Source organism: Nocardia wallacei, from assembly GCF_029869545.1.
In the GTDB taxonomy this organism is placed as follows: Bacteria; Actinomycetota; Actinomycetes; order Mycobacteriales; family Mycobacteriaceae; genus Nocardia; species Nocardia wallacei_A.
Map to the genome: position 1 here is coordinate 1 of NZ_JARWQD010000074.1, position 21,013 is coordinate 21,013.

The window sequence follows — 21,013 nt, forward strand, 5'->3', positions numbered from 1 at the left end:
GTCGGCGGGGCCGCCCCCCCCGCCCCCCCCCCCCGCCCTCGCGCCCCCCCCCCCCCCTTTGCCCCCCCCCCCCCCCCCCCCCCCCCCCCGCCGGGGGCGCGGCCCCCAACCTGGGGGGGCGGGAATTCGGGGCCGCGGGGGTCGTGTTGGGTGAGGGTGGGTTGGTAGGACGGGTGATGATGGGAGTGCGATGGGCGAGCAGGGCGGGCGGTTGATCCTGGCGGCGACGCCGATGGGGGATGTGGGGGATGCGTCGCGGCGGCTGCGGGAGATGTTGGGGGCGGCGGATGTGGTTGCGGCCGAGGACACGCGGCGCACGCGGGCGCTGGCGAAGGCGCTCGGGGTGGAGATCGCCGGGCGGGTGGTGAGCTTCTACGACCATGTCGAGACGGCGCGAATTCCGCAGTTGCTGGAGGAGATCGAGGCCGGGCGGGTCGTGCTGCTGGTGACCGATGCCGGGATGCCGTCGGTGAGCGATCCCGGGTATCGCATGGTGGCCGCGTGCGTGGAGCGGGACCTGCCGGTGACGTGCCTGCCGGGCCCCTCGGCGGTGACGACCGCGCTGGCGCTGTCCGGGCTGCCGGTGGAGCGGTTCTGCTTCGACGGATTCGCGCCCCGCAAGTCGGGCCCGCGCAAGCAATGGCTGCGCAGCCTGCGCGCCGAGCCGCGCGCCGTCGTCTTCTTCGAGGCCCCGCACCGCCTGGCCGACTGCCTCGCCGATGCCGTCGAGGTGCTCGGCCCCACCCGTCGCGCGGCCGTCTGCCGCGAACTGACCAAGACCTACGAGGAGGTGGTCCGCGGCCCCCTCACCGACCTGGCAGCCTGGGCCACCGACGGCGCCCGCGGCGAGATCACCGTCGTTCTCGAAGGCGCCCAACCGGTTTCGGCCGACCCCGCCGACCTGGTCGACGAGGTGGAGGCCCTGGTCGCCGACGGCATGCGCCTCAAAGACGCCTGCGCCCGAGTAGCCTCCGCCGTCGGCACCTCCCGCCGCGAACTCTACGACGCCGTCCTCCAGTCCCGCACCAACCCCTGACCTTCGAAAACCTCTTGCGCCCCATCAGCCCTCGGGACGCTCCTGCTCGATTCGCTTCCGGATCGCATGAACGGTCCGGTCCTTCGGCAACCGCTCAGGCCAGAAGACGGCGGCCGCGAATACGGCCATTGGCAGCGATACGACGACAATCAGACCGACCTGCCAGCTCACGACGCCTCCGGCGTGATCTTGCCGTCCACTTCCGATCCGGTCTTGTCCGGGAGATAGAACTCCATGTACACACCGGGACCATCCCCCGGATCCTCCCCGTAGTCCTCGACCTCCAGGAAGCCACCGGGGAATTCGAAGATCCTCGACCGCCGCTCCATACCGACTCCTCACAGCCGTTGGTATGGCGACCCGAGACCGGGACAGCTCCGCCGATCCCGGGTGCCAGCTACGAAGCTATGGACTGCCAGGCGGCCAGATCTACGATCGTGCTCAATCATGCACGAACAGGATAATACCTGTGCACAAGAGCCACAGTTGGATCACACTTGGTCATGTCGGTGCAACTTCGTGCATGACTCAACAGGAGGTACTGCGATGTCGCTACGTTTTCTCGGTAAAGGCGGAAGCACCAACAACGGATGCCCTACGTTGCTGACGAACGATTCGAGCGGATATATCGTCCAGGCGTGGAAGACCAACCAGGCCGACACGGTCGAGCTGCCTCACCTGGTAAGCTACTCGGCCTTCGGTAAATCGGGAGGGTGGGCCGGTGCCCTGACCACCGACCCGTACATTGCCGAATACTGTCGGCGACTCAAAGAGCGGTTTTGGCCGTTGGCTGTCCCGTATCGGGAGTACGTCACGCGGTGACCGGTTCTGTCGATCAGCAACGCGAATCTCTCGGAGCGCGTCTTCGGGAGATTCGCTTTACCGCCGGACTGTCCGGCGCCGAACTGGCGCGCCGTAACGGCTGGGACCCCAGCAAGGTATCGAAAATCGAATACGGCAGGATCAAACCGTCGCTCGACGACATCTCCGCGTACTGCCGAGAGTGCAACGCTGGTGATCAACTGGCGGACCTCCAGGCCACTCTGCAAAACATAGATACCGCCTACCTCGAATGGCGCAAGATTCTCGGTACCGGAACGAAGCGAAGACAGCAGGCTTCGGTACGTTGGGAATCCGAGGCCCGGATACTTCGATGGTTCGAGCCGGTGCTCATCCCTGGCCTGCTACAAACTGCCGATTACGCCACCGGCATCCTGCGTAAAGTAATCGAATTCCAGCAGATACCCGATGATCTGGACGAGGGCGTGGCCACGCGCATGGAGCGTCAAAGGGTCTTGTATCAGCGGGACCATCTGTTTCATTTCGTCATCGGTGAGCAGTCTTTGTACACCACGGTTGGCGATGATCAGACCATGGTTGGCCAAATGGATAGGCTACTGGCCATTCAGGGGATGCCCCGCGTTACCCTCGGCATAATTCCCTTTCTGGCTCCGTTCGAAACTGCTACGACCAGTTTCGTGATGTTCGATTCGAAAATGGTACTGATCGAAGGTGTTACCGCGGAATTGAAAATTATCCAGCCGAGAGAAATCAAACTCTATCACCGGACGTTCGATATCTTGGCTGGCCAGGCCGTGACCGGAGAGAAGGCCCGCGAACTGATCCGGAAAGCCCTCGAAGCCCGGGCCTGAACGCGCCTCAGGCTCTGGGCTCGACGTACTTCGGGAAGACCGGTTCGGGGGCGGGGAGGGGGAGGCTCGGCTCGATGGGGGTGGGGATGTCGGCGAAGGTGCGGGCGGTCTGGGCGAGCTGGTCGAGGATGCGTCCGGCGGAGCCGGGGATCACCGGCTGCACCAGGATCGAGACGATGCGCAGCACCTCGAGGGTCACGTAGAGCACCGTGCCCTCGCGCTCGGTCTCGCCCGCCTTGGCCAGCGCCCACGGCTGCTGCGCGGAGAAGTACTTGTTCGTCTCGCCCAGCGTCAGCCAGATCGCCTCGAGCGCCAAATGCATCTGCTGCTGGTCGAATTCGGCGCGGCAGCGCTCCAGCAGGCCGCCCGCGCGGTCGAGCAGCTCGCGATCCTCGGCGGTGAATTCGCCGGGAGTCGGTACGGCGGAACCGAAGTCGCGCGCCACCATCTTCAGGCTGCGCTGCACCAGGTTGCCGTACTCGTTGGCGAGGTCGGTGTTGATCCGCCCGACGATCGCCTCGTGGCTGTAGGAACCGTCCTGACCGTAGGAGATCTCGCGCAGCAGGAAGAACCGCACCGCGTCCAGACCGTACGCCTCCACCAGCGCCATCGGGTCGACCACGTTGCCGACCGACTTCGACATCTTCTCGCCCTTGTTGTACAGAAACCCGTGCACGAACACGCGTTTGGGCAATTCGACCCCGGCCGACAGCAGGAACGCGGGCCAGTACACGGTGTGGAAGCGGGTGATGTCCTTGCCGATGATGTGCACGTCGGCGGGCCAGAACCGTTGGAACGCAGACGATTCCGTATTCGGGAAGCCGACGCCGGTGATGTAGTTGGTGAGCGCGTCCACCCACACGTACATCACGTGATCGGGATGTCCGGGCACGGGCACGCCCCAGTCGAAGGTGGTGCGCGAGATGGACAGGTCGCGCAGCCCGGCCTTCACGTAGCTCACGATCTCGTTGCGGCGCGTGGCGGGCAGGATGAACTCGGGGTGCCGCTCGTACCACTCGAGGAGCCGGTCCTGGTACTTCGACAGCCGGAAGAAGTAGTTCGACTCCTCGGTCCACTCGACCGGCGTGCGCGATTCGGTGGCGACCCGGGTGCCGTCGTCGAGGACGGTGGTCTCCTCCTCGGTGTAGAACGCCTCGTCGCGCACCGAGTACCACCCCGAGTAGGTGTCGAGGTAGATGTCGCCGTTGGCCTGCATCCGCTCCCAGATCGCGATGCTGGAGGCGACGTGGTCCTCGTCGGTGGTGCGGATGAACCGGTCGTAGGAGATGTCGAGGGCCTTGTCCAGCTGCTCGAACACATCGGAGTTGCGCGAGGCGTACTCCTCCACGGCGATGCCCTCCGCGCGCGCGGCCTGCTGCACCTTCTGCCCGTGCTCGTCGGTGCCGGTCATGAAGAACACGTCGTAACCGTCGAGGCGCTTGAAGCGCGCGAGGGAGTCGGCCGAGATGTACTCGTAGGCATGGCCGATGTGCGGCGCACCGTTCGGGTAGGCGATGGCCGTGGTGATGTAGAAGGCGGGGCGTCCCTGTTCGCTCATGGTGTGTCTACTCTAATCGGCGTGCCTGTAACCGCTCGCGCCAATATCCCCCGTAGCCATGTCTAGCAAACGACCCGCACCCGAACCGCCCGAACCGCTGTCCCCGCTGGTGGATGCGCACACCCATATGGACGCCTGCGGTGCCACCGATGCGGAATCGGTTACGGCCCTGGTGGATCGGGCCGCGGCGGTCGGTGTCGGACGGGTGGTGACGGTGGCCGACGATCTGGCCGCCGCGCGATTCGCTGTTCAGGCCGCGCACTGGGACGAGCGGGTGTACGCGGCCGTCGCGCTGCATCCGACCCGGGCGAACGCACTGGACGAGGCGACTCGGACCGAGATCGAGAAGCTGGCCGGTGACCCGCGCGTGGTCGCCGTCGGAGAGACCGGACTGGACTACTACTGGCCCGGCAAGCTCGACGGTTGCGCGGATATCGAGGATCAGGTCGAGGGCTTTCGCTGGCATATCGAGCTGGCGAAACGTCTCGGCAAGCCGCTGATGATCCACAATCGCGAGGCCGATCACGACGTGCTGGCCGTGCTGCTGGACGAGGGCGCCCCCGACACCGTGATCTTCCACTGCTTCTCCTCCGACGCGAACATGGCGGTGGCCTGCGTCGCGGAGGGATATGTGCTCAGCTTCTCCGGCACGGTGAGTTTCAAGAATGCCCACGAGCTGCGCGAGGCCGCGAAAATGGTGCCCGACCAGCAGATTCTGGTGGAGACCGATGCGCCGTTCCTGACTCCGCATCCGTTCCGCGGCGCGCCCAACGAGTCGTACTGCCTGCCCTATACCGTGCGTGCCCTCGCCGAGCTGCGGGGCCAGGACCCCGTCGAACTCGCGAAGATCACGACGGCCAATGCCGCCCGCGTGTACGGATGGCTGTAACCGCGGCGCGCGAAACCTGTTGTCACGTCAGGTAACTGCCGACATGTGCGGGGCATGCGCTCGAGGTGCGAGGTGTGGTGCACTTCACTATCATGGCCCGGGTCGTTATCTACCTGCGGTGTCGATATCGCCCTGTGATGTGGAAATCCCCTGTTCCACGGCTTGCGGTTGTCACGCCCCGACCCCCTCGTTATCGTATTGTGACCATGCCGGACTTTGGGATCCCCGCCCTGCAGCGGATCAACACGTCGCGGTCGCCGATGCTGTACGCGGCGATCGCGGCGATGCTGGTCACGCTGATCGTGGGCGCGGCCCTGGCGATCGTGAACAAGAAGACGGTCACCGTGGTCATCGACGGCCAGAAGTCCAGCCTCACCACCATGTCCGGGGATGTGCGCGGTGTGCTCAAGGCCGCGGGATTCAGCGTCACCAACCGGGACGCGGTCTCGCCGTCCGCCGATGATGCCGTCCTCGACGGCGGCATCGTCACCCTGAATCGGGCCCGGCAGATCGCGCTCACCTTCGACGGCCGATCGCAGCAGGTGTGGACGACCGGGAGCACCGTCGCCGAGGCGCTCGAGCAGTTGAACATCCCGTCCGACGTCTTCGTCTCGCCCGCGCGCCCGACCCCGCTGCCGATCGACGGCGCCTCGCTGGCGGTGACCAGCCCGCGCACGGTGCTGCTCGCCGACAACGGCGGCGCGCCGGGCTATGTGCGGCTGGCCGCGCCGACCGTCGGCGAACTGCTGCAGCAGCAGGGCGTCCCGCTGGTCGACCAGGACGAGGTGGTGCCCGCCGCCGACACCAAACTGGTCGAGGGCATGAAGATCACGGTCACGCGCAAGCGGGTGGAGAACCGGGTCGAGCGGGTCGCGCTGGATCCGGAGGAGAACGTGATCGAAGACCCGACGATGAACATGAGCCGCACGGTCGTCGAGAATCCGGGCAAGCCCGGCGTGCAGGACGTCACGTTCGCGGTGTCGATCGTCAACGGTGCCGAGGCGAGCAAGGATCCGATCAAGAATTCCGTCGTCGTGCCCGCGCAGCCGAAGACGGTCCGCAAGGGTGCCAAGCCGGGCACCGAGGTGCCGCCGGTGCGCGACGGGGCGGTCTGGGACGCGCTGGCCAAGTGCGAATCCGGCGGTAACTGGGCGGTCAACACCGGCAACGGCTACTACGGCGGCATCCAGTTCGACGAGAACACCTGGGTGCGCCAGGGCGGCACCAAGTACGCCCCGCGCGCCGACCTCGCCACCCGCGAGGAGCAGATCGCGATCGCCGAGGTAACCCGTGCCCGCCAGGGCTGGGGCGCCTGGCCGGCCTGCACGAGCCGCCTCGGGATCAGTTAGGGCCTACATCAGGGCGCCGCCGTCTACCCGGATTTCGCTGCCGGTGATGTAGCGGCCCTCGTCGGAGGCGACCATCGCTACCACGCCCGCGACGTCCTCGGGGTGGCCGAGGGCGCCGTTGTCGAGCCAGCCGGTGAGGCGGGCCATCAGGCTCCAGTCGGTGTCCTCGGGGACCTCCAGGTTGGAGGTGATGCCGGTGGTGATGCCGCCGGGGACGATATTGACCGCTCGCAGGCCCTGCTTGGCGTATTCCAGCGCGATGGCGTGGGTCATGGCATTGACGCCGCCCTTGGACGCCGAGTACGCGGCCATGTACGGGTGCGCGCCGAAGGCCGAGGTGGAGGAGAAGTTCACGATCACCGGATGCTCGCCCTGCAGCAGGGTCGGCACCGCGGCCTGGACCATCAGGAAGGTACCGGTCAGATTCACCCCGATCACCTGATTCCAGGACTCGAACGGCATCTCGTGGGTGTGCGCGGTCCGCATGATCCCCGCCGCATTCACGAGCACGTCGAGACCGCCCAGGAAGTCGGTGGCATCGGCGACCGCCTCGCGGACCGAATCCGGGTTCGACACGTCGACACGCACGGTCTGCAGCCGGTCGCGATGGTCGGCGGCGGCCTCGATGGTCTCCTTCAAGCCCTCCTCGGCGATATCGGCGGCCACGAGCGCGGCGCCCTCGGCCAGCAGGCGCAGGGCGATGCCCCGGCCGATGCCGGATCCCGCCCCGGTGACCAGCACCCGTCGTCCGTCGTATCTGCGCTGCATGCGTGTGTCCTTTCGACCGTCGAGTACCCAAAAACTAGAACGAGTACTAGTTTGCGTCAATGCGACGGCCCGCCGTCCGGATTCACAAATGCTTCTCAGAAACGGTGGCTACGATTGCCCGGTTTTTGCTGCCGAGACGATGAGGTGTTCGATGCGATTGCCGGGTGGATGGATTCGGATGATTCTCGCGGGGGCGGTGGCGGCGAGCGCGGCGCTGACCGTCGCCGCGGGACCGGCCTCGGCGGCGACACCCGGAACCACCATCGCGGTCGAGCCGCAGGCCGACGGCTGGCACGGCATGTCGGGCGGTTCGGTGGTCGAGTACTGGATGACCGGCTCGGACGGCTCCCCACGCCCGGCCAGTGGCGCGCTGTTCGTACCGCCGGGACCCGCACCCGCCGGCGGGTGGCCGATCATGGCCTACGACCATGGCACCAGCGGTCTGGGCGCCGGATGCGGCGGCCTGTCCGAACCCGCCACCGCGCCGTATCCGGAGAGCCAAGACAAGCAGGACAAGTTGCTGCAGTACTTCGTGTCCAAGGGGTTTGCCGTCGTGGCGCCCGACTATCTGGGCCTCGGCCGCTTCGATACCGGCCCGCATCCGTATCTGGAGCTGCGGACCGAGGCCACCGCGACGATCGATCTGGTGCGAGCGGCCCGGTCCACCCACCCGGAGCTGTCGCGGAGCTGGGCGGTGATGGGCGGCTCGCAGGGCGGGCAGGCCGCGCTGGGCACCGCGCACCTGCAGCAGACCTACGCGCCCGATCTCGATTTCCGTGGCACCATCGCGCTCGATCCGGAATCCGATGTCGAACAGCTGCTGCCCGCCGCCGGTCCCTGGGTGCCGGATGTTCCGGGAGTCAGCGGTAACGGCATGACCTCGTTCATCGCCAGCATCCTGGTCGGGTTGCGCGAGACCCACCCCGAGGTGAATGTGGACGGCTACCTCAGCCCGCGCGGCCGCGAGATTCTCGACGGCATAGGCGGTATGTGCCTGGATCGCATCATCGATCGGGTGGACGGCGCTACGATCGGCGACCTGCTGTCCCGGCCGCTGACCGACACCACCTTCCGCACCGCCCTGGCCGACTACATGGGCGTGCCGACCACGGGCTACGACGCCCCGATCCTGTTGCTGCTCAACGCCACCGACACCACGGTGCCCGCCCCGCTGCACGCCGCCCTGGCCGCCCAGCTCGCCGCGGGCGGGGTGGATTACAGCACCGTCGTCGGCACCGGTTCGCACTGCGAAATGAATCCGCAGATGTGGTCGGCCATCGACGCCTTCACCGCCCGGATCCTGTCCACCCCGCCGCTGGCCTGACGCCACCCTGTAGGTTGTCCGGCGTGTCCGAACCCGCCTTCGTCGCCCGTGGTCAGGCCGAGCTGCTCGGCCCGGCCGAGGTTCGGGTACTGGCGGAGCGGTTCGGCGTGCGGCCCACCAAACAGCTCGGGCAGAACTTCGTGCACGACGCGAATACGGTGCGGCGGATCGTGGGGGCCGCGGGAGTCGGGCGCGAGGATGTGGTGCTCGAGGTCGGGCCCGGCCTCGGGTCGCTGACCCTCGCGCTGCTGGACGTGGTGGACCGGGTGGTCGCCGTGGAGATCGATCCGGTTCTCGCGCACCAGCTTCCGGGCACGGTCGCCGATCGCGCGGCGGGCCTGGCCGATCGGCTCGACGTGGTCGAGGCCGACGCCTTGCGCGTCACTCCCGATGAGCTGCCGATCGCGCCGACCGCGCTGGTGGCGAACCTTCCCTATAACGTCGCCGTCCCCGTGCTGCTGCACCTGCTGGCCGAATTGCCCGGCATCGCAACGGCTCTGGTGATGGTGCAGGCCGAGGTGGCCGACCGGCTGTCGGCGGCTCCGGGGTCGCGCATCTACGGCGTTCCGAGCGTGAAGGCCGGATTCTTCGGGACCGTGCGCCGCGCGGGATCGGTGGGGCGCCAGGTCTTCTGGCCGGTCCCGCAGGTGGAGAGCGGACTGGTCCGCATCGACCGCTTCACCGAATCCCCGTGGCCCCAGGACCCCGACTTCCGTCGCCGCGTCTTCCAGGTCATCGACGCCGCATTCGCCCAGCGCCGCAAGACCTTACGCGCCGCCCTCGCCCCCTGGGCGGGCTCTCCCGCCGCCGCCGAACAACGCCTGCTGGCCGCCGGAATCCCCCCCACCGCCCGCGGCGAAACCCTCGACACCGCCGCCTACGTCCGCCTCGCCCACCAACCCTGACCACCCCCACACGGCACCCTTCAGGTTCCCGCACTCTTTGTTGGTTCACGCACCCTCTGCAGGGTCCTGTAGGTGGTGCGGGAACATGTAAGTGGTGCGAGAACCAGGTCTCTGCCGACCGGTAGGTGGTGGCCTAGCACGCTGGTGGCTGGTGGGCGTGCTCTGTTGGGTGGTTACCGGGCGCTGTGGGGGGCGGTGATCGAGAGGCCCGCGACTATGGCGGCGGCGTCGGAGCCGTTGTGGTCGGCGCGGGTGGTGATCGTGAGTTGGATGAGGAATTGGGCGTTGCCGCTGTCGATGACGACGTAGCGGTTGTAGGCCCACAGTGTCAGGGGCGCAACGACATACGTGCCGGTGATGGCGGCCGAGGGGTGGCCCTCGAAGGTGCCGGTGTGGGTGTCGAGTTCGCGCCACTGCGGTAACCGGCGGGCATCGGCGAATCCGCACGCCAGCAGGGCGGCGGGGTCCACGGGCTCGGACAGCCGCACCATCAGCACCACCACGTTGTCGGCCCAGCCGGCCTCCGGCTCCTGCGCCCAGACGCCGTAGGTCCCGGCGAAGTTGTCCGGGGGCATCTGCCGCCAGCCGTCCGGAACCGGGATCGACACCGCCGGCGCCCCGGCCGTGCCCGCGGCGATCGGCGCGGGTTCCACGCCCGCGGCGGCGAGGTATTCGGCGATGGTGGGTGGCTCGTCGGGTCCGGTAGGGGATGTCACGAGTATCCTCTCGGCGCGGTGGCGAACGGCGATCGAACGTGAGTCTGCCATGCACGGCGTGCCGCGGCGTCGCCCCGTCCACACATGCCGGACCGTCCCCACTTGCTGATGGATCGCCCCCGCAAAACTGGACCGCCGCCGATCCGGAACGGACTGCCCGCTGATGCGGAATGGGCCGCCCGCTGATGCGGAACGCCCGCCCGCCGGTGCGGAGTGGGCCGCCCGCCGGTGTGGAACGGGCTGCCCGCCGGTGCGGAGTGGGCTGCCCGCTGATGCGGAGTGGTCCGGCTGCCGGTGCGGAGGGGTCCGCCCGCTGATGCGGAACGCCCGCCCGCCGGTGTGGAACGGACTGCCCGCCGGTGCGGAACGGGCTGCCCGCTGATGCGGAGTGGTCCACCGCTGATGTGGAACGGACTGCCCGCCGGTGCGGAACGGACCGCCCGCCGATGCGGAACGGGCCGTTCGGCCGTAGTGGCCGAACGGTCCGTCCGTACAGGTGGGCTCAGCGGAACGAGCGTAGGCGCAGGCTGTTGCTGACCACGAAGACGCTGGACAGTGCCATGGCGGCACCGGCGAGCATCGGGTTCAGCAGCCCGGCGGCGGCCAGCGGTATGGCCGCCACGTTGTAGCCGAACGCCCAGAACAGGTTTCCCTTGATGGTGCGCAGGGTGGCACGCGACAGCCGGATGGCCGCGGCGACGGTGCGCAGATCGCCGCGCACCAGGGTGATGTCGCTGGCCTCGATGGCGACGTCGGTGCCGGTGCCCATGGCCAGGCCGAGATCGGCCTGGGCCAGGGCGGCCGCGTCGTTGACGCCGTCGCCGACCATGGCGACCACCTTGCCCTCGTCCTGCAGCCGCTTGACCACGTCCAGCTTGTCGCTGGGCAGCACCTGCGCGATCACCTCGTCGATGCCGACCTGATCGGCGACGGTGCGGGCGGCCGCCGCGTTGTCGCCGGTCAGCAGGACCGGGGTGAGGCCCAGGGCCCGCAGGTCCGAGATCGCCTCGGCGCTGGTGGGTTTGATCGCATCCGCGATCACCAGCACGCCGCGCGCCACGCCGTCCCAGGCCACCGCGATGGCCGTATGACCGGCCTGCTCGGCCCGTTCCTTGGCCTCGGCCAGCGGCTCGGGCAGTGCCACCGACCAGTCCTCGAGCAGCTCGGTCCGTCCGATCACCACCGCGCGCTCGGCGACCATGCCCTGCACACCCTTACCGCCGTGGCTGACGAACTGCTCGACCGGATCGATCGACAGCCCGCGCTCCTTGGCGCCCGCCACCACCGCCCGGGCGACCGGATGCTCCGATCCGTGCTCCACGGCCGCGGCGACGCCCAGCAGTTCGTCGGCGTCGACGCCCGGCGCCGGAATCGCCTCGGCGAGAGACATTTTCCCGGTGGTCACGGTGCCGGTCTTGTCCAGCACGACGGTGTCGATGCGCCGGGTCGACTCCAGCACCTGCGGGCCCTTGATCAGGATGCCCAGCTGCGCTCCGCGGCCCGTGCCCACCAGCAGCGCGGTCGGTGTGGCCAGGCCCAGCGCGCAGGGGCAGGCGATGATCAGCACCGCCACCGCCGCGCCGAACGCGGTCGACACCGCGGCGCCGCTGCCGAGCCAGAAGCCCAGTGCGGCAACCGATATCGCGATGACGATCGGGACGAACACCCCGGACACCTGATCGGCGAGCCGCTGCACGGGCGCCTTACCGCTCTGCGCGTCCTCCACCAGCTTGGCCATCTGGGCCAACTGGGTGTCGGAGCCGACACGGGTGGCGCGCACGGTCAGCAGGCCGCCCGCGTTCACGGTGGCGCCGACGACCTGATCGCCGGGCCCCACCTCGACGGGCACCGGTTCACCGGTCAGCATGCTCATGTCGAGCGCCGAATTGCCGCTCACCACGACACCGTCGGTGGCGACCTTCTCGCCGGGCCGCACCAGGAACTCCGTGCCGACGCGCAATTCGCCGACCGAGATCCGGGTTTCGACGCCGTCGCGTAGCACCGCCACATCCTTGGCGCCGAGTTCCAGCAGTGCCCGCAGCGCCGAACCGGCCTTGTCCTTGGATCGGGTCTCGAAGTATCGGCCCGCCAGGATGGCGACGATCACGACCGCCGTGACCTCGAAGTACAGCGCGGACGCGGAGTCGGTGCGCGCGATCGCCAGGCTGAAGGCATGTTTCATGCCGGGCATCCCGGCCTCGCCGAAGAACAGCGCGTACACCGACCAGGCGAACGCCGACAGGCTACCCAGGGAGATCAGCGTGTCCATGGTGGCGGCGCCGTGCTTGGCGTTGACCCATGCGGCGCGGTGGAAGCTCGCGCCACCCCACACCACGATGGGCGCGGTGAGGGTCAGCGAGAGCCACTGCCAGTTGTCGAACTGCAGCGCCGGAATCATGCCCATGGCGACCACCGGAATCGCCAGGGCCAGGCTGACCAGCAGCCGATGCCGCAGCTGGGCGATCGGCCCGGGTGTCGAATCCTGTTCCGGGGCAGGGGTTTCGGCCGGTGCGGTCTCGTGCACCTGGGCGGTGTAGCCGGTGTCGACCACCGTATCGATCAGCTGCGCCGAGGTCACCGAGTCGGGGAAGCTGACCTTCGCCTTCTCGGTCGCGTAGTTCACCGTCGCGCTGACGCCGTCGATCCTGTTGAGCTTCTTCTCGATTCGTGCCGCGCAGGAGGCGCACGTCATGCCGCCGATATCCAGCTCGATCGACTGCGCGGTGGCAGGGATGCTCATGAGTGCCCTCCTTCGTGATGTCCGGTTCCGCCCGGGGTGGGGGCGGATGTGGTTGCGGCGTCGGTGAATTCCGCGGTGTGCACCGTTCCCGCGTGCTGGAAGTCCAGATACAGACGGTACGTGCCCGCGGTGGGTGCCTGGGCGTGGAATGCCACGTCGGGTCCGGCAGGGGTCTTGCCGACCTCACCCTGCGGGTGTACATGCAGGTAGGCGAGGTCGCTGGTGCGCAGCGCCACCAGGTGCCCGTAGGCGCCCAGATAGGGTTGCAGATCGGTGACCGGCTTGCCGTCGCGGGTCACGGTGAATCTCAGCTCACCGCCCGCGGTGGACAGGTCGCCGGTGCGGGTGACCCGGTAGCCGTCCACCTCCGCGATGCGAGAGACGGGCGGCAGCGGCTTGTCGACCACCGAGCCCGCCACCTGCACCGTGCGGCTCAGGGTGAGATCCGGCCCGCCGGCGGGAACGAAGTCGGCGAAGACCCGGTAGTTCCCGGGCTCGGCCCACGTCCAGTCGATGGACCAGGTGCCGTCGGCCGCCATGGCCGGGTGCACGTGCCGGTACTGGCTCGCGTCGGACCGCACCACGATCAGGTGCAGGTCCTTGTCGTGCTGCGGGGCGAAGGCGGTGACTGCCGTGCCGTCCGGCCGTGTGACCCGGAACCGCAGGGTGCCAGGCTGATTCGGCGCTGCCGGAGCCGAGATCTCGGTGAGGGCGTAGCCGTCGCGGGCCGAGTCCAGACCGGTCTCGGCAGTCTGAGAGGAGTGCGTGTCGCCCTGACCGGGGCCGGGCTCGGCCGGGTCGCCCACCAGGGCGCCGATGCCGAGCGCGGCCCCGAACAGCACGACCAGGCCGCCGCCGAAGGCGGCGAACCTCAGTCTGTCGTTCATCAGCTCGCCACCTGATATCCCGCCTCGTCGACGGCGGCGACGACGTCGGCATCCGCGACCGGCGCGGTGGATTCCACCTGCACCCGCCCGCTGGCGAGGTCCACGTCGACGTTGGTGACTCCGTCGATCTTGCCGATCTCCTTCTGCACCGATCCGGCGCAGTGGCCGCAGGTCATGCCGGTGACGGTGTAGGTGCTGGTCGCCATGATCGACTCCTTCGATGTCATCTTATACGGTGTGGGGGTATCGCCCCAACACAGATGAAGATACCCCCCATGGGTACCTTGCGCAAGTGATCCGGGCCACCGGATCGTGTCGCCCGCCTTCGTGGCGGCAGTTGTCGCCCCGGCGCATTACGCTTGGAGCCCGTGCTTTCAGTTGTGCCCAGTCCCGTGGTCGTGCGGGCGCCCTCGAAGGTGAATCTGCACCTCGGGGTGGGCGATCTGCGTGAAGACGGGTACCACGAGCTGACCACCGTATTCCAGGCGCTGTCGCTGAGCGACGACGTGGAGATCGCCCCGGCGGCCTCGCTGACGGTACGGGTCAGCGGGGAGGGCGCCGCGCAGGTGCCCACCGATCGGACGAATCTGGTGTCGCAGGCCGCGGTGCGGCTGGCGCACCTGGCCGGTCGGGCGCCGCTGGTGGAGATCTCGATCCGCAAGGGCATTCCGGTGGCGGGCGGGATGGCCGGTGGCAGCGCGGATGCCGCGGCGGCGCTGGTCGGACTGAACGAGCTGTGGGACCTGGGCCTGTCGCGCGACGACCTGGCGGCCGTGGCGGCCGAACTCGGCAGCGATGTGCCGTTCGCGCTGTTCGGCGGCACCGCGCTGGGGCGCGGCCGGGGCGAGAAGCTGCTACCGGTGTTGTCGCGCAACAGTTTTCACTGGGTACTGGCACTCGCGAAGGGCGGCCTGCCCACCCCCGGGGTGTACCGGGAACTGGACCGCCTGCGCGAGCAGGGCGACCCGCCGCGCCTGGGCGAGCCGCAGCAGCTGCTGCAGGCGCTGGCCTCCGGGGACCCGCGGCTGCTGGCCCCCCTGCTGGGCAACGACCTGCAGGCGGCCGCGCTGTCGCTGAAGCCGGAGCTGCGCCGCACCCTGCGCGCGGGAGTCACCGCGGGCGCACTCGCCGGAATCGTGTCCGGCTCCGGCCCGACCTGCGCATTCCTGTGCGAGGGCGAGGAGGCCGCGGTCTCGGTCGCGGCGGAACTGTCCGGCGCGGGGGTGAGCCGCAGCGTCCGCACCGCCGCGGGCCCGGTACCCGGCGCCCGTGTCCTCGGCGACACTCCGCACCACCCCTGACGGGAGCGGCGCACGGTCTCGAAGGGCCACCGGTGCAGCCGGCGCGGCGGTCGCGAGGAACCCGCCGCCCGCGAACCGCCGGGCGGAAGCCGGTGGCGCGATCGGTACGCTTGCCTTCGGTAATTACCGGCGCGGTACGGCAGCACAGAAGGATTCATGGCCAACCTGATCAATCTCGAACAAGTCCACAAGAGCTTCGGCATCACGCCGCTGCTGGACGACGTCTCCCTCGGGGTGCAGGAGGGGGAGCGGATCGGGGTGGTGGGCCTCAACGGCGGCGGCAAGACCACGCTGCTCGAGGTGCTGACCGGGATCGAGGAGCCCGACCGCGGGCGAGTCAGCCGCCGTGGCGACCTGCGCATGGCGGTGGTGACACAGCGCGGCGTGCTCCCCGAGGGCGCCAAGGTCGGCGAGGTGGTGCTGGCCGGGCTGGCCGACGACGCGCGCACCGACGGTGTCGCCGAGCACGAGTGGGCCTCGAATCCGCGCATCCGCACCGTGCTCGAGGGTATCGGCATCGCGGATCTCGGCATGGACGCGCCGGTGGCGAACCTGTCCGGCGGTGAGCGCCGCCGGGTGGCGCTGGCCGCGGCCCTGGTCCGCGAGCTGGACGTGCTGGTGCTCGACGAGCCCACCAACCACCTGGACGTCGAGGGTGTGCAGTGGCTGGCCGACCATCTGCTCTCGCGCCGCAGCGCGCTGGTGGTCGTGACGCACGACCGCTGGTTCCTCGATACCGTCGCCACCCGCACCTGGGAGGTGGTGGGCGGCAAGGTGGAGAGCTACGAGGGCGGCTACAACGACTGGATCTTCGCCCGCGCCGAACGCGCCCGGCAGGCCGACGCCACCGAGGCCCGCCGCCGCAATCTGGCCCGCAAGGAGCTGGCCTGGCTGCGCCGCGGCCCGCAGGCGCGCACCTCGAAACCGCGCTACCGGGTGGAGGCCGCCGAGGCATTGATCGCCGACGTGCCCGCGCCGCGCGACACCGTGCAGCTGGCGTCGTTCGCCCGAAAGCGGTTGGGGCGCGTGGTGATCGAGCTGGAGAACGCGACCGTCGCCGCGCCAGCTGGCCCCGGCGCGTCTTTGGCCGGGGGCCGCGAACTGGTGCACGATCTGACCTGGCGGCTGGCGCCCGGCGAGCGCGTCGGCCTGGTCGGGGTGAACGGCTCCGGCAAGACCACGCTGCTGCGGGTGCTGGCCGGTGCGGTGGAACCGGCCACCGGCAAGCGGATTCAGGGGCAGACCGTCCGAATCGGCTGGCTGCGCCAGGAACTCGACGATCTGCCCACGGATATGCGTGTGCTGGAGGCGGTGTCGGATGTCGCCGAGCGAACCATGCTGGGCGACAAGGAGATCTCCGCCGGTCAGCTCGCCGAACGGCTCGGTTTCACGCCCGCCAAGCAGCGCACGCCGGTCCGGGACCTGTCTGGTGGTGAGCGCCGCCGCCTGCAGCTGACCCGCATCCTGATGGGCGAACCGAACGTGCTGCTGCTCGACGAGCCCACCAACGACCTCGACATCGACACCCTGCAGCAGCTCGAGGACCTGCTCGACGGCTGGCCCGGCACCCTCGTGGTGATCAGCCACGACCGCTACCTGATCGAGCGCATCTGCGACTCCACCTGGGCGCTGTTCGGCGACGGCAAGCTCACCAACCTGCCCGGCGGCATCGAGGAGTACCTGCGCAGGCGCGCCGCACTCGGCGCGGCGGCCCAGCGCCCCGCCGCCAACGGATCGTCGAATTCGGCCGCCCCCGCGACGGATTCGGCCGCCTACCGCGCCGCCCGCAAGGAATTCGGCCGCCTCGAACGGGCATTGGAGAAGCTGACCGAGCGGGAGGCGAAGCTGCACACGGCCCTCGCCGAGGCCGCCACCGACCCCGACAAACTGGTCTCCCTCGGCGCCGAGCTGAAACAGGTCCAGGCCGAGAAGGAGTCGACCGAGGAGCGGTGGCTGGAGCTGGCCGACGAGGTCGGTTAGCCCGGCTACAACGCCTGGTCGAGCGGCGGCACCGGTAGGCAGGTGCGGACGAAATCGGTGCCGAAGCCGGTGAGGGCGATGCTGCGGTAGAAGACCTTGGTGCCGAAGCCGGTGCGCTTGAGCAGGCGGCGCACCTCGGGCTGGGATTCCAGGAGCTGGTAGCGGGCGGGATTGTCCAGCGGGTCGCGGGTCGACTCGACCAGGCCGAGCCGGCGCAGGTTGGTGAGGTATGAGCCGATCCGTTCGGGGAAGCGCAGGGTGGCGTCCGTGCCGATCATGTTGAGCCCCGGCTCGATTCGCTGCGCGCCCGGATTCAACGGCCGCCCGGTCCGGATGTCCAGCGCCGGTTGCGCACCGTCGAGATACAGGAACCGCAGGACGCGCGCCTCGTCGGGCGCGAGGTCGGACAGTATCCGCGCGAAGGCCGGATGATCGCCGTCGCTCCCGTGCACGCTCGCCGACCGGCGCAGCAGTTCGGCGCCGCGCTCGCGCAGACTCGGTGCGGATTCGGCGGCGGGCCGGTCGATCGGCGGGGGAATCCCGAGGGCGCGCCGCACCGAATCCCGCACTTGCTCACCGGCTTCCGACAGCACGTGCTGGGGCGGCCGCCCGGCCATGCTGCCCCGCACGACGGTGTCGGCGACGCCGAGCGCGGTGCCCACGCCCCAGGCCGTCGCCTCGGTGACCGCCGACAGCGCCACCCGCATCACACCGGTCGCGGTGCGCACCGTGGAATGTCTTCGCGCGGAATCGTTCTCGGCGGTGACGGCCAGCTCGGCCGCCGGGCGTGGCAGCAGTTCGGTGGAGTACTCGGCATCGTCGCCGGGGTCCGGGTCCGTCATATCCATTGCGTCGCAATCGCCGTTCCGAAGATCAGGATATGAGCGTAACCGGCGAACAGGCCCAGCACACCGCCGTGCAGGAACAAAAGCCACTCGTCCTGTCTGATGGCCGAGCGCAACATGTCCACGAAGTCCGGCGGCGGCAGCGCCGCCATCTGCCTGGCGATGTACTGGCTGACATTCTTGCTCTGCTGCGCGTTGAACGCCGGATCGGCGAACGCGGCCGGTGCCAGGCTCTTGGCCTCGTCGGCGAAGCGGGTCTGCAGGGTCTCGTAGTCCCGGCTGCCGATCATGAACTTCAGCGCCCCGCGCGCCGGTCCCAGCGCGCGATCGGTGGCCGGGCGCAGGGTGTCCTCGAGGATCTGCATGGTGCGATCCGACCGCGGGCCGTTGAGCAGTTCGTCCCCGACATTGGCGACGGTCATGACCTGACTGGCCACCAGGTCCGCATATCCGTGGGTGATCTCCGACTGCCGCTTGATCAGCAGGCCCTGCCGCCACGGGCACCACCATCGGGGATAGGCGGGCTCGAAGATCAGATTGATGCCGATCCAGTTCACCACCCAGCCGATGATGATCCCGCCCACCGGCAGCACCACCAGCGTCGGCCAGTGCGTCAGATGCAGAATGCCGACCAGCACCGCGCCCATCGGCGCGCCGAAGTAGAAGCCGAAATTCTGCATGAACCGCAGTTCCTTGGCGCCGAGCACCTGGAACACCATGTTCAGCAGCTGCGGCCGGGACTGGAAATAGCGGATCACCATCGACTTGACGTCGAGCAGCTGCTCGATATTGTTGCCGAGCTCGTCGGTCAGCTCGCGCAGCACATCGGGCAGCTGCTGGCGCACCCGCTCGTGCACCATCTCGCGGACCTGGATGGGCAGGTTGTACCAGAGCTGCGGATGTTCGCGGACCGCGATGTCCTCGACGATGTCGCGGATCTGCTCCTCGGCGAGGGCGGTGAGATGTTCGGCGAGCGCATCGGGCTCCAGCTCCCGGTAGAAGTCGCCGACGCTGCCGAGCTTGGACAGGCCCTTGTCGACGGCGATCGAGGCCATCTTGTCCGCGCGCGAGGGCACGATGCCCTGCCAGCCGGCCCGGCCGTCGTACTGCAGCAGCGGCAGCACCTGAATTCGCTTGGGCAGGTAGGGAAACAGCCAGCGCAGGCCCGGCACCCGGACACCGTGGAAGTGGATCGGCTTGAACAGCATGAGGACGCCGGTCCAGTTGGTGATGTAGCCGATGACGCCGGTGAACAGGGGGATCGTGATCAGTTCCAGCAATAGGGTCGGGTGGATATGAAAAACACTGTCAAGCACGACACCCTCCTGCCGACCCCTACCGGTGACCGCCGCCTCACCGGCACCTCAACGTACCCCGTCGGCTGGGGGGACCTTACTGTGGATTCAGGAATTGGGTCCAATTCGGAGGGGATCTGGTCCACAGCGACCGGAGGTGGGAGACTTCGGTCACATCGGCTGCCCGGAATGTCGCATCGGACATCGGGTACCTGAAGAATGACCACCACCACAGCGGCGGCAATAATGTGAACGGATTTCCGCTCACCTAGGCGATATTCGGAGTAGCACGTGGCAGACGACAGGACCGGACAGGATGTGGTCCGACCCGGTTCCCGCGCCGTGGAACGCAGCTCGGATGTGGAGCAGCGGCAGATCAGCAACGAGGCCCGCCTGATCCGGGGTGTCTTCCGCGCGGCCGGGCTGGCCGCGGGTACTGCCGTGCGTGGCGGGCAGTGGGCGGTCGGCACCACCTACGAGGTCACCAAGGAGATCACGCAGGCCGCGATCAACGGCGAGTCGTCCGCCGATATCGCCGAGCGGGCCGGTGCGGCCCTGCAGTCGGTGGCCCGCAATATCCTCGGCGTCACCGAGGGTTCGGTCCGCGAGATCGTCAGCTACGTTCCCACCGGTAACGGCCATGCGCCGCAGGCCATCCCCGGCGGATATGTCCGTTCGTCGAGCCTCGACGACCTGCGCCGCCGCGGCGAGGCGCTGCTGGCGCGCTCGGCGGATGTGTACTTCACCGAGGACGTGCACCCGGCCTACGACCGGATCCTCGACCAGATCGCCCCCGACGAGGCCCGCATCCTGCGCTTCATGGCCCTCAACGGACCGCAGCCGTCGGTGGACGTGCGCACCAACCGGCCGCTGGGCATCGGCTCGGAGCTGGTGGCCGGGGATCTGACCTCGGTGCCGGAGCAGTCGGGTGTGCGCTACCCGGATCGCGCCCGGTTGTACCTGATCAATCTGAACCGGCTCGGGCTGCTGGTGACCTCCGACGATCCGGTGGTGCTGAGCCGCTACATGGTGCTCGAGGTGCAGCCGGTGGTGGAGTCGGCGCTCAAGCAGGCGGGCCGGGTGCCGAAGATCGTGCGAAAGAGTCTGCGCCTGACCGAGTTCGGCGAGGACTTCTGCAAGACCTGCTTCAGTATCAACGGGTCGTAACGCTTCCGATAGCAATCCGATACAAATTTCCCGATCCGCGCAGATCCGGCACAGCGGATGGGATTGTGGAGGTATGGATTCCGATGCCGTCTCCGCGATCAGCCGGCTGAAGTTCCGGTACCTGCGGGCACTCGACACCAAGTCCTGGGACGAGTTCGCCGATACCCTGATCCCGGAGGCGACGGCGACCTACAGCGAGTACCTGCAGTTCGAATCGCGCGACGCGTTCCTGGCGTTCATGCGCAATACGCTCGGCCCGCACGTGATCACCGAGCATCGCTGTGACCATCCCGAGATCGACGTCGACGGCGACAGCGCGACCGGCACGTGGTACCTGGCCGATACGGTCCTCATCCCCGCCCACAACATGCTGCTGCGCGGGGCCGCGTTCTACAACGACCAGTACGTGAAGTGCGACGACGGCCGCTGGCGCATCGCCCACACCGGCTACGAGCGCACCTACGAGGTGGTGCTGTCGCTCTCGGACCTGCCCAGCCTGCGTTTGACCTCCAGCCGCTGGGGCCTGATCGCCCGCGAGCCGGGGATGACACCGGACAGCGAGGGCCCGCCACCGGACGCCGCCGAGACGATGGGCTGAGCG

Annotated in this window: 20 protein-coding genes; 10 read left to right on the forward strand and 10 right to left on the reverse strand. The window is 68.7% G+C overall.

Annotation, left to right across the window (positions count from 1 at the left end):
* Positions 1-190: 190 nt before the first annotated feature.
* Positions 191-1,036 (forward strand): 16S rRNA (cytidine(1402)-2'-O)-methyltransferase, encoded by an 846-nt coding sequence (gene rsmI / locus QH290_RS04820; protein ID WP_280382078.1) that lies wholly within the window; start codon positions 191-193, stop codon positions 1,034-1,036.
* Positions 1,037-1,060: 24 nt separating this feature from the next.
* Here rsmI and QH290_RS04825 read toward each other — a convergent pair whose 3' ends face one another.
* Both QH290_RS04825 and QH290_RS04830 read right to left on the reverse strand, forming a co-directional pair.
* Entirely contained in the window at positions 1,061-1,207 is a 147-nt protein-coding gene (locus tag QH290_RS04825; RefSeq protein ID WP_280382080.1) for a hypothetical protein, read from the reverse strand.
* Positions 1,204-1,365 carry a hypothetical protein gene (locus QH290_RS04830; protein ID WP_280382081.1) on the reverse strand — a complete coding sequence of 54 codons (162 nt, stop codon included), beginning with the start codon at positions 1,363-1,365 and terminating at the stop codon, positions 1,204-1,206. Before QH290_RS04830 ends, QH290_RS04825 begins: the two co-directional genes overlap by 4 nt.
* Before the next feature lie 489 nt (positions 1,366-1,854).
* On the opposite strand from QH290_RS04830, the gene QH290_RS04835 reads away from it, so the two are divergent.
* Positions 1,855-2,688, forward strand: coding sequence for a helix-turn-helix domain-containing protein (locus QH290_RS04835; RefSeq protein WP_280382082.1), 834 nt, complete (start codon positions 1,855-1,857; stop codon positions 2,686-2,688).
* A gap of 7 nt (positions 2,689-2,695) precedes the next feature.
* Here the strand turns inward: QH290_RS04835 and metG are convergent, their stop codons facing one another.
* Entirely contained in the window at positions 2,696-4,246 is a 1,551-nt protein-coding gene (gene metG, locus QH290_RS04840) for a methionine--tRNA ligase (protein WP_280382083.1), read from the reverse strand.
* A gap of 58 nt (positions 4,247-4,304) precedes the next feature.
* On the opposite strand from metG, the gene QH290_RS04845 reads away from it, so the two are divergent.
* Both QH290_RS04845 and QH290_RS04850 read left to right on the forward strand, forming a co-directional pair.
* On the forward strand, positions 4,305-5,135 hold the full coding sequence (locus tag QH290_RS04845; protein WP_280266537.1) for a TatD family hydrolase: 831 nt from the start codon (positions 4,305-4,307) through the stop codon (positions 5,133-5,135).
* A gap of 221 nt (positions 5,136-5,356) precedes the next feature.
* Positions 5,357-6,484: a resuscitation-promoting factor gene (locus QH290_RS04850; RefSeq protein ID WP_425301756.1), complete on the forward strand. Its 1,128-nt coding sequence runs from the start codon at positions 5,357-5,359 to the stop codon at positions 6,482-6,484.
* 3 nt (positions 6,485-6,487) lie between these two features.
* Here QH290_RS04850 and QH290_RS04855 read toward each other — a convergent pair whose 3' ends face one another.
* Entirely contained in the window at positions 6,488-7,252 is a 765-nt protein-coding gene (locus tag QH290_RS04855) for an SDR family NAD(P)-dependent oxidoreductase (protein WP_280266539.1), read from the reverse strand.
* A 178-nt stretch (positions 7,253-7,430) separates the two neighbouring features.
* Here QH290_RS04855 and QH290_RS04860 point away from each other — a divergent pair, with 178 nt between their 5' ends.
* A complete protein-coding gene (locus tag QH290_RS04860; protein WP_280382084.1) occupies positions 7,431-8,576 on the forward strand; it encodes an alpha/beta fold hydrolase in 1,146 nt (381 codons plus the stop codon).
* 23 nt (positions 8,577-8,599) lie between these two features.
* Complete coding sequence (rsmA, locus tag QH290_RS04865; RefSeq protein WP_280382085.1) at positions 8,600-9,481, forward strand: 16S rRNA (adenine(1518)-N(6)/adenine(1519)-N(6))-dimethyltransferase RsmA; 882 nt, start codon at positions 8,600-8,602, stop codon at positions 9,479-9,481.
* A gap of 173 nt (positions 9,482-9,654) precedes the next feature.
* On the opposite strand, the gene QH290_RS04870 is transcribed toward rsmA, so the two are convergent.
* The 4 genes from QH290_RS04870 to QH290_RS04885 all read right to left on the reverse strand — a co-directional run bounded on the left by QH290_RS04870 (position 9,655) and on the right by QH290_RS04885 (position 14,030).
* Positions 9,655-10,197, reverse strand: a complete 543-nt coding sequence (locus tag QH290_RS04870; RefSeq protein WP_280266542.1) for an LpqN/LpqT family lipoprotein — start codon at positions 10,195-10,197, stop codon at positions 9,655-9,657.
* Positions 10,198-10,699: 502 nt separating this feature from the next.
* Positions 10,700-12,937 (reverse strand): heavy metal translocating P-type ATPase, encoded by a 2,238-nt coding sequence (locus tag QH290_RS04875; protein ID WP_280382086.1) that lies wholly within the window; start codon positions 12,935-12,937, stop codon positions 10,700-10,702.
* Positions 12,934-13,824: a hypothetical protein gene (locus QH290_RS04880; RefSeq protein WP_280266544.1), complete on the reverse strand. Its 891-nt coding sequence runs from the start codon at positions 13,822-13,824 to the stop codon at positions 12,934-12,936. The genes QH290_RS04875 and QH290_RS04880 overlap by 4 nt, the downstream gene beginning before the upstream one ends.
* Entirely contained in the window at positions 13,824-14,030 is a 207-nt protein-coding gene (locus QH290_RS04885) for a heavy-metal-associated domain-containing protein (RefSeq protein WP_280382087.1), read from the reverse strand. The genes QH290_RS04880 and QH290_RS04885 overlap by 1 nt, the downstream gene beginning before the upstream one ends.
* Before the next feature lie 162 nt (positions 14,031-14,192).
* Here QH290_RS04885 and QH290_RS04890 point away from each other — a divergent pair, with 162 nt between their 5' ends.
* Both QH290_RS04890 and QH290_RS04895 read left to right on the forward strand, forming a co-directional pair.
* On the forward strand, positions 14,193-15,125 hold the full coding sequence (locus QH290_RS04890; protein ID WP_280382088.1) for a 4-(cytidine 5'-diphospho)-2-C-methyl-D-erythritol kinase: 933 nt from the start codon (positions 14,193-14,195) through the stop codon (positions 15,123-15,125).
* 156 nt (positions 15,126-15,281) lie between these two features.
* Complete coding sequence (locus tag QH290_RS04895) at positions 15,282-17,105, forward strand: ABC-F family ATP-binding cassette domain-containing protein (protein WP_280382089.1); 1,824 nt, start codon at positions 15,282-15,284, stop codon at positions 17,103-17,105.
* A gap of 5 nt (positions 17,106-17,110) precedes the next feature.
* Here QH290_RS04895 and QH290_RS04900 read toward each other — a convergent pair whose 3' ends face one another.
* Positions 17,111-17,947, reverse strand: a complete 837-nt coding sequence (locus QH290_RS04900) for an Abi-alpha family protein (RefSeq protein ID WP_280382090.1) — start codon at positions 17,945-17,947, stop codon at positions 17,111-17,113.
* Positions 17,944-19,266, reverse strand: coding sequence for a DUF445 domain-containing protein (locus tag QH290_RS04905; protein ID WP_280266549.1), 1,323 nt, complete (start codon positions 19,264-19,266; stop codon positions 17,944-17,946). Before QH290_RS04905 ends, QH290_RS04900 begins: the two co-directional genes overlap by 4 nt.
* A gap of 270 nt (positions 19,267-19,536) precedes the next feature.
* On the opposite strand from QH290_RS04905, the gene QH290_RS04910 reads away from it, so the two are divergent.
* Both QH290_RS04910 and QH290_RS04915 read left to right on the forward strand, forming a co-directional pair.
* Entirely contained in the window at positions 19,537-20,412 is an 876-nt protein-coding gene (locus QH290_RS04910; RefSeq protein ID WP_280266550.1) for a DUF4393 domain-containing protein, read from the forward strand.
* Positions 20,413-20,485: 73 nt separating this feature from the next.
* The gene (locus QH290_RS04915; RefSeq protein WP_280266551.1) at positions 20,486-21,010 is read left to right on the forward strand and encodes a nuclear transport factor 2 family protein; all 525 of its coding nucleotides are present in this window, start codon (positions 20,486-20,488) and stop codon (positions 21,008-21,010) included.
* Positions 21,011-21,013: the final 3 nt, after the last annotated feature.